Genomic DNA, 13,010 nt, shown 5'->3' with positions numbered 1-13,010 from the left:
GTGGCGCGGGGCTGATGCCCCGCGTTGTTCAACCGTTTGTCATCTGGTCCAGCGGAGCCGGAGGCTCCGCTCTACAGGACCGCGATTACCAGCTGCCGGTGGTCTTGAACTCGGCGATGCCCTTCTTAAAGGCACCTTCGATGTCGTTGTCCCAACCGCCGGTGGCGTTGACCTTGCTGATCAGCTCGCCCTGGGTGTTGGCGAAGTGGGCGTGCAGGCCTTCTTCGAACGCCAGCAGCTTGTTGACCGGCACGTCGTCCAGGTAACCCTCGTTGACGGCGTAGATCGACAGCGCCTGGTTGGCGATCGACATCGGCGCGTACTGCTTCTGCTTCATCAGCTCGGTGACGCGCTGGCCACGCTCCAGCTGCTTGCGGGTCGCTTCGTCCAGGTCCGAGGCGAACTGCGCGAAGGCAGCCAGCTCACGGTACTGGGCCAGCGAGATACGGATACCGCCCGACAGCTTCTTGATGATCTTGGTCTGGGCCGAGCCACCGACGCGCGACACCGAGATACCGGCGTTCACGGCCGGGCGGATGCCGGCGTTGAACAGGTCGGTTTCCAGGAAGATCTGGCCGTCGGTGATCGAGATCACGTTGGTCGGAACGAACGCGGACACGTCGCCGGCCTGGGTTTCGATGATCGGCAGCGCGGTCAGCGAACCGGTCTTGCCGGTGACCTTGCCTTCGGTGAACTTCTCGACGTACTCCTCGGACACGCGGGCAGCGCGCTCGAGCAGACGGGAGTGCAGGTAGAACACGTCACCCGGGTAGGCTTCACGGCCCGGCGGACGCTTCAGCAGCAGCGAGATCTGGCGGTAGGCGACGGCCTGCTTGGACAGATCGTCGTACACGATCAGCGCGTCTTCACCGCGGTCCATGAAGTACTCACCCATGGTGCAGCCCGAGTAGGCGCTGATGTACTGCATGGCAGCCGATTCGGAAGCGGTCGCGGCCACCACGATGGTGTGGGCCAGCGCGCCGTTCTCTTCCAGCTTGCGCACGATGTTGGCGATGGTCGACGCCTTCTGGCCGATCGCAACGTACACGCACTTGATGCCGGTGCCCTTCTGGTTGATCACCGCATCGATCGCCATGGCGGTCTTGCCGGTCTGGCGGTCACCGATGATCAGCTCGCGCTGGCCACGGCCGATCGGGATCATCGAGTCGACCGACTTGTAACCGGTCTGCACCGGCTGGTCGACCGACTTGCGCCAGATCACGCCCGGAGCAACGCGCTCCACCGGAGCGGTCAGGTCGGTGCCCAGCGGGCCCTTGCCGTCGATCGGCTCGCCCAGCGCGTTCACGACGCGGCCCAGCAGTTCCGGACCGACCGGCACTTCCAGGATGCGACCGGTGGTCTTGGCGACGTCGCCTTCGCGCAGGTGCTCGTAGTCACCCAGGACCACGGCGCCGACCGAGTCGCGCTCCAGGTTCAGGGCCAGTGCGAAGGTGTTGTTCGGCAGTTCGATCATTTCGCCCTGCATCACGTCGGCCAGACCGAAGATGCGCACGATGCCGTCGGACACGCTGGTCACGGTGCCTTCGTTGCGCGATTCCGCGGCCAGCTTGACCTTCTCGATGCGGTTCTTGATCAGTTCGCTGATTTCGGAGGGGTTGAGCGTGGTTGCCATCGTCAAGTCCTAGTGCCGGCAGCGGGGCCGGACGTTAAATGAATTCAGTTAGCGAGCGCGGTCTGCAGACGGGCCAGCTTGCCCTTCAACGAACCATCGATGACCACGTCGCCGGCGTCGATCACGGCGCCGCCGATCAGCGAGGCATCGACCGCGGTGGTCACGTCGACCTCGCGGTTGAAGCGCTTGCGCAGCGCGACCTTGATCGCATCCAGCTCAGCGGCCGACAGTTCGGCGGCCGAGGTGACGGTGGCCTTGACCACGTGCTCGGCTTCGGCGCGCAGGGCGTCGAACATGCCGGCGATTTCCGGCAGCAGCGGCAGACGGTGCGACTCGGCCAGGACGGCCAGGAAGCGCGAGTAGGTCTCGCCGTGCGACACCGGCGCCAGCAGGGCGACGGCGTCGTCACGACCCAGCTCCGGGTTGGCGAGCAGGGCCGCCACGCGCGGGTCGGCGGCGACGTGGGCGGAGAACGCCAGGGCGTCCGACCACGGCGCGAACGCGCCTTCGTCGCGCGCGGTCGCGAACGCGGCGCGGGCGTACGGGCGGGCAAGCGTGAGGGCCTGGCTCATCCTTAGATCTCCGAGGCCAGCTCGTCGAGCAGCGCCTTGTGGGCGTTGGCGTCGATTTCGCGCTTGAGCAGCTTTTCGGCACCGGTCACGGCCAGCGCGGACACCTGCTTGCGCAGGTCTTCACGGGCACGGTTGGCGGCGGCGTCGATTTCAGCCTGGGCCAGTTCCTTCTGACGGGTGGCTTCGGTGATCGCTTCGTTACGGGCAGCATCAACGATCTGGTTGGCACGCGCGTGGGCCTGATCGATGATCTCGTTGGCCTTGGTGCGGGCTTCCTTCAGCGCTTCGTTGACCTTCTCCTGCGCCTGGGCCAGATCTTTCTGGCTGCGGTCGGCAGCAGCGAGGCCCTCAGCAATCTTCTGCTGGCGCTCCTCGATCGCGTTCATCAGCGGCGGCCAGATCTTGGTCGCGATGATCCAGATCAGACCAGCGAAGGCCAGCGCCTGCGCAAGAAGGGTGAAATTGATATTCATGGTTAGCTCGATCGCTGGTTTCAGGGTGGACGCGCCGCCGAAGCGGCACATCCGGCCTTCATCCGAAACCGGGTGCATCAGCACCCGGTCGTCTCAAACCGCTGTATCAGCCGGCCAGAGCCTTGGTGACGGCGCCAGCGAAGGCAGCCGACAGCGGGTTGGCGAAGGCCAGCAGCAGGCCAACGGCGACCGAGATGATGAACGCGGCGTCGATCAGGCCGGCGGTGATGAACATGCGGACCTGCAGGACCGGGATCAGTTCCGGCTGGCGGGCGGCCGACTCCAGGAACTTACCAGCCATGATGGCCAGACCCAGACCGGCGCCCAGCGCGGCCAGGCCGATCATGATGCCGACGGCAAGGGCGGTGGAGCTCTGAATCTGCGCGAAGTTGGTCAGGACGGCGAAGTACATGGTTATCTCCAGGAACTTAAGTTGCTAAGGGTGATGAAACGGATGAAGGTTGAAACGCGTTGAAGCTTGAAACTCAGTGAGCGTCTTCCGACAGGCTCAGGTACACGATCGACAGCATCATGAAGATGAAGGCCTGCAGCGGGATCACCAGCAGGTGGAACAGCATCCAGCCGAGGCCGAACACACCACCGGCAATGGCACCGAAGAAACCGGCACCACCCAGCACCCAGATCAGCAGGAACACGATTTCGCCGCCGAACATGTTGCCGAACAGTCGCATCGCCAGCGAGATCGGCTTGCTCAGCCACTCGACGATGTTGAGGATCAGGTTGAACGGCATCATCCACTTGCCGAACGGCGCCGTCAGGAATTCCTTGATGAAGCCGCCCAGGCCCTTGGACTTGAGCGCGAAGAACAGCATCAGGAAGAACACGCTGATGGCCATGCCCAGGGTGGCGTTGACGTCAGCGGTCGGGACCGGCTTCCAGTAGTGCACGCCCGCCCATTCCAGCGGCTTGGCGATGAAATCGGCCGGGATCATCTTCAGCAGATTCATCAGCAGAATCCAGAAGAAGATCGTGATGGCGATCGGCGTGACCAGCTTGCTCTTGCCGTGGTAGGTGTCCTTGGCCTGGCGGTCGACGAACTCCAGGCAGATCTCGACGAAGGCCTGCCACTTGCCCGGCACGCCGGCGGTGGCCTTGCGGGTCCCCAGCCAGAACGCGACCACGATCACCAGGCCCATCAGGACGGCGGTGAGGAAGGTATCGACGTGGATATGCCAGAACATACCCTCACCCTTGCCGACCGGCGCGGTCAGGTTGTGCAGGTGATGCTGGATGTAGCTGGTAGGGGTTAGAGCCTCGCCCGCCATGTGTCCGGAACCTTCAGTTAATTGAATTCTGTCAACGCCTGGCCATGGCCAGGACCTGGAACATCAAGCCGACGGCGATACCGGCCAACAGCGCCAACGCAGGCAGCTTGAAGACCAGGAACCCCACCAGCAGGACGCCGAAAACCACGACCCACTTGGCCACGATCGCAATGATCAGGCGAGCCATCGCCGATCCTGCGGCCACCGCACCTCCGCCCAGCGCCATCCGTGCTGCAACCCAGCCACCGGCCGAAATGGCCACACCAGACGCCAGCGCGCCGAGGGCATATTTCGGACCCACCAGCAGGAAGGCCAGGGCCAGGACAGCGACCGCGGCCAGCGGGTAGACCGCGGCGCGCAGCATCAGTCGCCGACCCGCGTCAACGGAGTTCAGCACAGGACGTCCCGCGTGGTTGCATGTGGAGGGTTGAGGCGGCTACAGCAGGGGGGGCCTCATCGAGCCGCCAAATTATAGCAATGGGACAATTTGCGAGACAACCGCTGCCTGTTCATCCCGGGAAGGCGCAAGTTGCGGTAACGGTTACAATTTTGCGTACCACCGGGGGGACAATGACGTCCGCACGATGTTGCACCGCAGTATTGAACTTTGGTCGCAGTCGACGGAACTTTCACCGGATGCGCCGGTCCGATTACTCGACCTGCCTGCAGCATCCTCGTCGGCTCCACCCCGCAGGTCCCACGATGGCCCCGAAGCCCGTCTCCGGGGCCATCTTTTTGCATCGTCGTGACAGCGCTGAACCGTGCACACGCCGTGGACCATACGTTCACGGATGGTGGACGGGCCTGTCCCGCACAGTGGTCTTCATTCTGATGAACCACTGCAAGGACTCTTCGATGCGCCCCGTACCCACCCTGCTCGCCCTCTCCCTGCTCGCTGCCGGCGCCTCGTTCGCCACTGCCGCCCACGCCGCCGAAGGCGACGACCGTTTTGCCCTGCGCCTGGGTGCGATGAACATCGACTCGGACAACACCCTCCGCGGCAACACCAACGTGGCCGGCCAGGACATCGGTTTCTCCGAGGACTTCAAGCTGGGTGGCAAGGAGTGGGAGCCGCGCATTGACGGCATGTTCCGCATCAGCAACCGCCAGCGCCTGCTGTTCAACTACTTCAAGTACGACAAGGACCGCCGCGAGACCCTCGGCCAGGACATCTCCTTCGGTGACGTCAGCGTGCCGTCCGGCAGCTTCGTCAAGGGCGAACTGAAGTACCAGGTGGCCAGCCTGGTCTATGACTACTCGGTGGTGGACACCGACACCTTCGACCTCGGCCTGCAGCTGGGTGCCGAGTACGCCAAGGTCAGCACCAAGGCCTACGCCGATCTGGGCACTGTCTATGAAGGCCAGTTCCTCAACGAGAAAACCGACGGCGTGGCGCCGGTGGTCGGTGCACGCTTGAGCTTCACCCCATCCGAGAAGTGGATGATCACCCTGCAGGGCCAGTACCTCAACACGCGCTGGGGCAGCTTCGATGACTACAAGGGCGACCTGAGCCGCGCCAACGCCATCGTCGACTACCGCTTCACCAGGAACTTCGGCGTGTTCGCCGGCTACGACTGGTTCAAGCTTGATGCGGACAAGAAGGGCAGCGATGGCACCATCGGCCTGAAGCAGGAATTCAAGGGCCCGGTGGCCGGTATCAGCTTCGTGTTCTGACACCCGCCCCTTCCACGGCACTCTCTCTCCTGGCGCGGCCTCCGGAACATCGGGGCCGCGCTCTTTTGTGCTGTTTTTCCCTGCGTGCAGCAGCAAGAGCAGCTGGGTCGAGCACTGGAGGGAGCGGGGGCCGCGTGCGAATGTCCCCCGGTGCCGGCCTGAGGCCGTCACCTCCTCCTTTACTTCGCACACAGCCCCCGCTCCCTCCGCGTGTCAGGCATCCCGGCGGCCTGAGCACCGGCTCTCGACTATCCGCAAGCCGAGCCGCTGTGCGGGTGGCAGGCGTTTGGACAAAGTAAAGGAGGAGGCGACCGCCGCAGGCGGGTGACGGGGGACATTTGTCCAAATGCCTGCCACCCGCGCGGCGGCCCGAACGCTCGCAATGAGAGTGATCGAGGCTCAACAAAAAAACCCCGGCAAATGCCGGGGCTTTTCATTTGGAACGGCGCGGACCCCTTACTTCTTCTTCGGCATGTACAGATCGGTGATCGTGCCGTCGTAGATTTCCGAGGCCATCGCCACCGACTCGCTAAGCGTCGGGTGCGCGTGGATGGTGTGGCCGATATCTTCGGCTTCCGCACCCATCTCGATGGCCAGGCCGATCTCGGCCAGCAGGTCACCGGCATGCACGCCAACGATCGCACCACCGATGATGCGGTGGGTCTCTTCGTCGAAGATCAGCTTGGTGAAGCCCTCGGTACGGCCGATGCCGATCGCGCGGCCACTGGCAGCCCACGGGAACTTGGCCACGCCGACCTTCAGGCCCTTGGCCTTGGCTTCGGTCTCGGTCACGCCGACCCAGGCGATTTCCGGGTTGGTGTAGGCCACCGACGGAATCACACGGGCCACCCACTCCTTCTTGTGGCCGGCAGCCACTTCGGCGGCCAGCTTGCCTTCGTGCGTGGCCTTGTGGGCCAGCATCGGGTTGCCGACGATGTCGCCGATGGCAAAGATGTGCGGCACGTTGGTGCGCATCTGGCGATCCACCGGGATGAAGCCACGCTCGGTGACCTGCACGCCGGCCTTCTCGGCATCGATCTTCTTGCCGTTCGGCGAACGCCCGACGGCCACCAGCACGCGGTCGAAGGTGCCCTGCGCCAGCGCAGGCGCCTGGCCTTCCTCGGCAGCTTCAAAGGTCACGGTGATGCCCTTGGCATCGGCGGTGACGCCCGAGGCCTTGGTCTTCAGGTGGACTTCGATGCCCTGCTTCTTCAGGCGATCGGCCAGCGGCTTGACCAGGTCCTTGTCGGCGCCCGGCATCAGCTGGTCCATGAACTCGACCACAGTGACCTTGCTGCCCAGCGCGCTGTACACGGTGGCCATTTCCAGGCCGATGATGCCGCCGCCGACGACCAGCAGCGAGCCCGGCACTTCGGCCAGCTCCAGCGCATCGGTGGAGTCCATCACGCGCGCGTCGTCCCACGGGAAGTTCGGCAGCTTCACCGCCTGCGAACCGGCAGCGATGATGCACTTCTGGAAGCGCAGCAGCTGGGTGCTGCCGTCAGCGGCGGTGATCTCCATCTCGTTGGCCGAGGTGAACCTGCCGACGCCCTGCACGTTGCGGACCTTGCGCTGCTTGGCCATGCCGGCCAGGCCCTTGGTCAGCTGGTTGACGACCTTTTCCTTGTACTGGCGCAGCTTGTCCAGGGTGATGGTCGGCTTGCCGAACTCGACGCCGAAATCACCGGCATGGGCCACTTCGTCGATTACCGCGGCGGCGTGCAGCAGCGCCTTGGACGGAATGCAACCGACGTTGAGGCAGACGCCGCCGAGGCTGGCGTAGCGCTCGACCAGCACCGTATCCAGGCCGACGTCGGCGGCGCGGAAGGCGGCGGTGTAGCCGCCCGGGCCGGAGCCCAGCACGACCATTTCGCATTCGATGTCGGCCGGCTTGCCGCTGGACAGCGCCGGCTTCGGCGCAGCCGGTTCAGCCGGGGCGCGGTGCGATGGGGTCACCGGCGGCTTGCTGGCCGGAGCGGCCGCAGCCGGAGTCGGCGCAGCGGCCTTGGCCGGGGCTTCGGCGGCGCCTTCAGCGTCCAGCACCACGACCACGGCGCCTTCGGACAGGGTGTCGCCCAGCTTGACCTTGATTTCCTTGACCACGCCGGCAGCCGAGGACGGCACTTCCAGGGTGGCCTTGTCCGATTCCAGGGTCACCAGACCCTGATCCTTCTTCACCGTGTCGCCGACGGCGACCAACACTTCGATCACCGGCACATCGCTGTAATCGCCGATGTCGGGAACCTTGACTTCAATCGTGGCCATGGTGGGTTTTCCTCGTGCCCGACCGGCATGGCCGGTGGGCTGTCACTGCATCTGTTCACGCGGCCGCGCCAGGGGCTGCGGCCGCACGGTGGGGGCGAAGCGGTGCTTTACAGCAGCACGCGGCGCATGTCGGCCAGTACCTGCGACAGGTACGTGGTGAAGCGTGCGGCCAGGGCGCCGTCGATGACGCGGTGGTCGTAGCTCAGCGACAGCGGCAGCATCAGCTTCGGCGCGAACTCCTTGCCGTTCCAGACCGGCTGGATGGACGACTTGGAGACACCGAGGATGGCCACTTCCGGTGCATTGACGATCGGGGTGAACGCGGTGCCGCCGATGCCGCCCAGCGAGCTGATCGAGAAGCAGCCGCCGCTCATGTCGGCCGGGCCGAGCTTGCCGTCGCGCGCCTTCTTGGCCAGTTCGCCGGTTTCCTGCGCGATCTGCACCACGCCCTTCTTGTCCACGTCGCGGATCACCGGCACGACCAGGCCGTTCGGCGTGTCGGCGGCAAACCCGATGTGGAAGTATTTCTTCAGGGTCAGGTTTTCGCCGCTGGCATCGAGCGAGGCGTTGAATTCCGGGAACTTCTTCAGCGCTGCGGCGCTGGCCTTGATCAGGAAAGCAAGCATGGTCAGCTTGATGCCGGCCTTCTCGTTCTCCTTGTTCAGCGCCACGCGCAGCGCTTCCAGGTCGGTGATGTCGGCCTGGTCGAACTGGGTGACGTGCGGGATCATCGCCCAGTTGCGGGCCAGGTTCGCGCCGGAGATCTTCTTGATGCGCGACAGCGGCTGGACTTCGGTCTCGCCGAACTTGCTGAAGTCGACCTTCGGCCACGGCAGCAGGTTCAGGCCACCACCGGCAGCGACGGCAGCACCGCCGGCAGCCGGCACGCCACCGCTGAGCGCGGCCTTGACGAACTTCTGCACGTCAGCCTTGGTGATGCGGCCGCCCTTCTCGGTGCCGTTGATCTGCAGCAGGTCCACGCCCAGTTCGCGGGCGAACACACGCACCGCCGGGGTGGCATACGGCACCTTGGCCGGCAGCACGCCATCAGCGTTGAACTGCACCGGCGGGCTGGACGGGGTACCGGCCGAGGCGATCTCGCGGGCCGCCAGCTTGTCCGGCTGCGCCGGCACGGCGACCGGCTCGACCTTGGTGGCTGTCTCAGCGGCTGCAGGCGCGGCGGCAGCGGCGGCCTTGGTCGGTGCCGGCGCGGCAGCGCCCTCGGCCTCGATGATCGCAACCACATCGCCCTGCGACAGGTTGTCGCCGACCTTGACCTTGATCTCCTTGACCACACCGGCCACCGAGGACGGCACTTCCATGGTGGCCTTGTCGCTTTCCAGCGTGACCAGGCCCTGGTCCTTCTTGACCGTGTCGCCAACGGCGACCAGGACTTCGATGACCGGAATGCCGGCGTAGTCGCCGATGTCCGGCACCAGCGCTTCAACGGCACCACCGCTGGCAGCCGGAGCAGCCGGGGCAGCTGCGGCCGGGGCCGGCGCGCTCTGGGTAGCGGCAGCCGGGGCAGCGGCCTTGGCCGGCGCCGGCGCGGCAGCCGCCGGCTTGGCGGCTTCCGCTTCGCCTTCAGCCACTTCGATCAGGGCCACGACCTTGCCTTCGGACAGGCTGTCGCCCACCTTGACCTTCAGCTCCTTGACCACGCCAGCCACCGAGGACGGCACTTCCATGGTCGCCTTGTCGCTTTCCAGCGTCACCAGCCCCTGGTCCTTCTTGACCGTGTCGCCGACGGCGACAAGCACCTCGATTACCGGGATATCGCTGTAGTCACCGATATCGGGGACAAGTGCTTCCTTGATTTCGGCCATGGGGATAACTCCGGCAATCTGGTGTAGGGAAACGTCTATTGTGCGGCCAGCGGGGGCCAGCGCCAACCGTTACAGGTGTTTTCAGTACTCACGCAGCCGGGACACGCTGTTGCTCATGGGTTGCGGCCGCGACCAGTCGGTAGCGTATTGTCCGGACGATGTCCGCTTCATGTCGCCAGTGCGTCGGCTACCGGCTGCCAGGCCTGGCGCAGCCGCGGCAGCGACCAGGCCGCGTTGGCCGGGCTGGTGGACGGCAGTGCCAGCAGCCTTGGCGGAGTCTCCAGGCAGGGCAGCACCCAACGCTGGAGTGCCTTCAGCGAAGCGGCACCGTTGCAGCCGATCAGCTCCAGCTCAGGAAGCGAAGCGATCAATGCCGGCAGTGCATTGGGCACTTCCGTGCCACGCACGATGTCCGCATCCAGACTGCCCCGGCGCTCACAGCGGCCGATCACATCCCACAGGCCGATGCCTGCGGCGTTCAACGCCTGCAGCCGCGCTGCATAGGGCAGATCCGCACTGAAGCCACAGATATCGGCCATCAACGGCCAGAAGCGGTTGCGCGGATGCGCGTAGTAACGCTGCTCCTGCAGCGACGCCACGCCTGGCATCGAGCCCAGCAGCAGCACGCGGCACTGCACGTTCACCTGCGCTTGCAGGCCAATGCACAGCGTTGCTTCGCTCACATCTTCTCCAACTGCATGAATGTCAGCGAGGGCCGAAAACCCCATGAATACAGGCATTCCGCACCCGTCGCTGAACAAGGAAAACTATTCTTTAACGTGCGTCGGATTCGATTCATGTTGGGGCGACTACGGTGTGCTCGCCCCGCAACCGGGGGCCCAAAACAAGAAACATTAGGAGATACCCCCATGCGCTCCATCCGTATCCTCAGTCTCGCCCTGCTGACCTCCGCCGCCTTTGCACCGGCCGCTTTCGCCCAGGACAGCAGCAGCACCGACACTGCCTCGGGCAAGCATTTTGCCGTGGTTGGCGGCATCTCGCTGCTGGAACCGAAGAACGACCCGATCACCGGCGTGAAGAAGACCGATGGCGGCCCGGCGCCGACCGTCAGCTTCAGCTACTACATCAACGACAACTGGGCCGTTGAACTGTGGGGCGCTGCCGACAAGTTCGAAAACAAGTTCAAGGGCCCGGGCAACGCCCGCCTGGGCTCGGTCGAGCAGCAGCCGGTCGCGCTGAGCGGCCAGTACCACTTCGGCCAGGCTGACAACGTGTTCCGCCCGTTCGTGGGCGTGGGCTACTACCAGTCGAGCTTCAGCAACGAGAAGCTGGGCAACGGCGCTGACACCGACATCCGCTTCAAGGATGCCAAGGGCGTGATCGGTACCGTCGGCGTGGACATGAACATCAACTCCACCTGGTTCGCCCGTGCCGACGCCCGCTACATGCGCGCCCGCCCGGACGTGAAGGTTGGCGGCGAAAAGATCGGCGAAGCCAAGATGGATCCGTGGACCGTCGGCTTCGGCATCGGCGCCCGCTTCTGATCCAGGCTGCACCTGCTTCACTGATGTAACGCGACGGGCCCTTCGGGGCCCGTCGTCGTTTCCGTCACCCGCGTTCCACCTGTAGAGCCGAGCCCATGCTCGGCTGCTTTTATGTAGAGTCGAGCCCATGCTCGACTGCCTTTTTGTAGAGTCGAGCCCATGCTCGACTATCGGGAAAGCAGCCGAGCATGGGCTCGGCTCTAGACAAACAGGGTGCGAAGGCGCGATGGAGGAAGTCGACCTGCTGGTGATCGGTGGCGGCATCAACGGCGCCGGCATCGCCCGTGATGCCAGCGGACGCGGACTGCGCGTCCTGCTGTGCGAACAGCATGACCTGGCCGCGCATACCTCCAGTGCCAGCAGCAAGCTGGTCCACGGCGGCCTTCGCTACCTCGAACAGGGCGAATTCGGCCTGGTGCGCAAAGCGCTGGGTGAGCGTGAGACGGTACGCCGGCAAGCCCCTCACCTGGTCCATCCTCTGCGTTTCGTCCTGCCCTGGGAACCGCACCTGCGCCCGCGCTGGATGCTGCGCGCGGGACTGTGGCTGTACGACCATCTGGGCCGGCGCAGCCCTGCGTTTCCCGCATCGCACGCACTGGACCTGCAACGCGATCCGCTGGGTCGCTGGCTCTCCCCCTCGCTGCGCATCGGCTTCAGCTACGCCGATGCGCAGGTCGATGACGCGCGGCTGGTGCTGCTCAACGCCCTGGATGCCGCGCAGCGCGGCGCACAGGTGCGGGTCCGCAGCCGCTGCATCGACCTGCGCCCCGTTCACGGCCGATGGCAGGCCGTTCTGGAATCCGCCGATGGCCAGCCGCACCCGGTGACTGCGCGCGCCGTTGCCAATGCGGCTGGTCCGTGGGCCGGCGGCCTGCTGGAACAGATGCAGGGGCGCGGCGATGGCCCCGCGCTGCGCCTGGTGCAGGGCAGCCACATCGTGCTGCGCCGCCCCTGGCCCAGCGACAGCGCCTGCCTGCTGCAGCAGCCCGATGGGCGCGTGGTGTTCCTTCTGCCCTTCGCCCACGACCACCTGCTGGTCGGCACCACCGACACCGACTATCGCGGTGACCCGGCGCGCTGCAGCGTGCTCCCTGCGGAGGTGACGTACCTGTGTGATGCGGCCAATCGCTACCTGCGTGATCCCATCGCAGCGGAGGAGGTGGCCTGGCGGTTCGCTGGCGTACGCCCGTTGCTGGCCGATCCCGATCCGCGTGCGGCACGACTCAGCCGTGATTACCGCCTGCAGTTGCAGTCCCACCCGGCACCGGCGCTGCACGTGCTGGGAGGCAAGCTCACCACCTACCGGGTGCTGGCCGAGGAAGCGCTGGAGCTGCTGCGGCCGGCGCTGCCGCAGATGGGCCCGGCGTGGACGGCAGGCGGAGACCCGCTGCCTGGCAGCGACTGGGGCGACGCCACGCAGGCGTACTCGCGCCTGCAGTTGCTGGCACCGTGGTTGCCCGAGGAAATCGCACGCCGCTGGGCCGACGCCTACGGCAGCCGCAGCGCGGAGCTGCTGCATGGCCTGCAGGGTGTGAACGATCTTGGCGAAGACTTTGGCGGCGGCCTGCACGCGCGGGAAGTCGCTTTCCTGCGTGAGCACGAATGGGCCTCGAATGCCGAGGACGTGCTGTGGCGGCGGAGCAAGCTGGGGTTGCGGCTGGACGCGGCGCAGGTGGCACGGCTGCAGGCGTGGATGGGGCAAGCCAGCGTGTAGAGCCGGGCCATGCTCGGTTGCATCCGCACAACGCAGCCGAGCATGGCCCGGCTCTGCAGGAA

At 65.5% G+C, this 13,010-nt stretch carries 12 protein-coding genes; 3 read left to right on the top strand and 9 right to left on the bottom strand.

Features of this window, described 5'->3' with window-relative positions; genetic code table 11:
- Nucleotides 1-85 precede the first annotated feature (85 nt).
- The 6 genes from atpA to AC5P8C_RS07320 all read right to left on the bottom strand — a co-directional run bounded on the left by atpA (nucleotide 86) and on the right by AC5P8C_RS07320 (nucleotide 4,361).
- Complete coding sequence (gene atpA / locus AC5P8C_RS07345) at nucleotides 86-1,633, bottom strand: F0F1 ATP synthase subunit alpha (RefSeq protein WP_005419511.1); 1,548 nt, start codon at nucleotides 1,631-1,633, stop codon at nucleotides 86-88.
- A gap of 44 nt (nucleotides 1,634-1,677) precedes the next feature.
- Entirely contained in the window at nucleotides 1,678-2,205 is a 528-nt protein-coding gene (locus AC5P8C_RS07340) for a F0F1 ATP synthase subunit delta (protein WP_019660730.1), read from the bottom strand.
- Nucleotides 2,206-2,207: 2 nt separating this feature from the next.
- Nucleotides 2,208-2,678 (bottom strand): F0F1 ATP synthase subunit B, encoded by a 471-nt coding sequence (locus AC5P8C_RS07335; RefSeq protein WP_005419512.1) that lies wholly within the window; start codon nucleotides 2,676-2,678, stop codon nucleotides 2,208-2,210.
- Between the two features lie 106 nt (nucleotides 2,679-2,784).
- Nucleotides 2,785-3,090: a F0F1 ATP synthase subunit C gene (gene atpE, locus AC5P8C_RS07330; protein WP_005411133.1), complete on the bottom strand. Its 306-nt coding sequence runs from the start codon at nucleotides 3,088-3,090 to the stop codon at nucleotides 2,785-2,787.
- Between the two features lie 73 nt (nucleotides 3,091-3,163).
- Nucleotides 3,164-3,964: a F0F1 ATP synthase subunit A gene (gene atpB, locus AC5P8C_RS07325; protein WP_005411134.1), complete on the bottom strand. Its 801-nt coding sequence runs from the start codon at nucleotides 3,962-3,964 to the stop codon at nucleotides 3,164-3,166.
- Between the two features lie 31 nt (nucleotides 3,965-3,995).
- The gene (locus AC5P8C_RS07320) at nucleotides 3,996-4,361 is read right to left on the bottom strand and encodes a hypothetical protein (RefSeq protein ID WP_014648497.1); all 366 of its coding nucleotides are present in this window, start codon (nucleotides 4,359-4,361) and stop codon (nucleotides 3,996-3,998) included.
- Nucleotides 4,362-4,819: 458 nt separating this feature from the next.
- Here AC5P8C_RS07320 and AC5P8C_RS07315 point away from each other — a divergent pair, with 458 nt between their 5' ends.
- Nucleotides 4,820-5,638 carry a hypothetical protein gene (locus tag AC5P8C_RS07315; protein ID WP_495218515.1) on the top strand — a complete coding sequence of 273 codons (819 nt, stop codon included), beginning with the start codon at nucleotides 4,820-4,822 and terminating at the stop codon, nucleotides 5,636-5,638.
- 456 nt (nucleotides 5,639-6,094) lie between these two features.
- Here the strand turns inward: AC5P8C_RS07315 and lpdA are convergent, their stop codons facing one another.
- The 3 genes from lpdA to AC5P8C_RS07300 all read right to left on the bottom strand — a co-directional run bounded on the left by lpdA (nucleotide 6,095) and on the right by AC5P8C_RS07300 (nucleotide 10,412).
- A complete protein-coding gene (gene lpdA, locus AC5P8C_RS07310) occupies nucleotides 6,095-7,903 on the bottom strand; it encodes a dihydrolipoyl dehydrogenase (protein WP_495218514.1) in 1,809 nt (602 codons plus the stop codon).
- 107 nt (nucleotides 7,904-8,010) lie between these two features.
- Nucleotides 8,011-9,729: a dihydrolipoyllysine-residue acetyltransferase gene (gene aceF, locus AC5P8C_RS07305; RefSeq protein WP_233653713.1), complete on the bottom strand. Its 1,719-nt coding sequence runs from the start codon at nucleotides 9,727-9,729 to the stop codon at nucleotides 8,011-8,013.
- 167 nt (nucleotides 9,730-9,896) lie between these two features.
- Entirely contained in the window at nucleotides 9,897-10,412 is a 516-nt protein-coding gene (locus AC5P8C_RS07300; protein WP_495218513.1) for a DNA-deoxyinosine glycosylase, read from the bottom strand.
- Nucleotides 10,413-10,598: 186 nt separating this feature from the next.
- Here AC5P8C_RS07300 and AC5P8C_RS07295 point away from each other — a divergent pair, with 186 nt between their 5' ends.
- Both AC5P8C_RS07295 and glpD read left to right on the top strand, forming a co-directional pair.
- Nucleotides 10,599-11,234 (top strand): OmpW/AlkL family protein, encoded by a 636-nt coding sequence (locus AC5P8C_RS07295; protein WP_495218512.1) that lies wholly within the window; start codon nucleotides 10,599-10,601, stop codon nucleotides 11,232-11,234.
- Nucleotides 11,235-11,460: 226 nt separating this feature from the next.
- Nucleotides 11,461-12,948, top strand: coding sequence for a glycerol-3-phosphate dehydrogenase (glpD, locus tag AC5P8C_RS07290; protein ID WP_495218511.1), 1,488 nt, complete (start codon nucleotides 11,461-11,463; stop codon nucleotides 12,946-12,948).
- Nucleotides 12,949-13,010: the final 62 nt, after the last annotated feature.

Source organism: Stenotrophomonas sp. YJH_SMC_46, from assembly GCF_059370315.1.
Note: the sequence above shows the minus strand (reverse complement) of the source record. Positions and strands in the feature narration are given on the sequence as shown.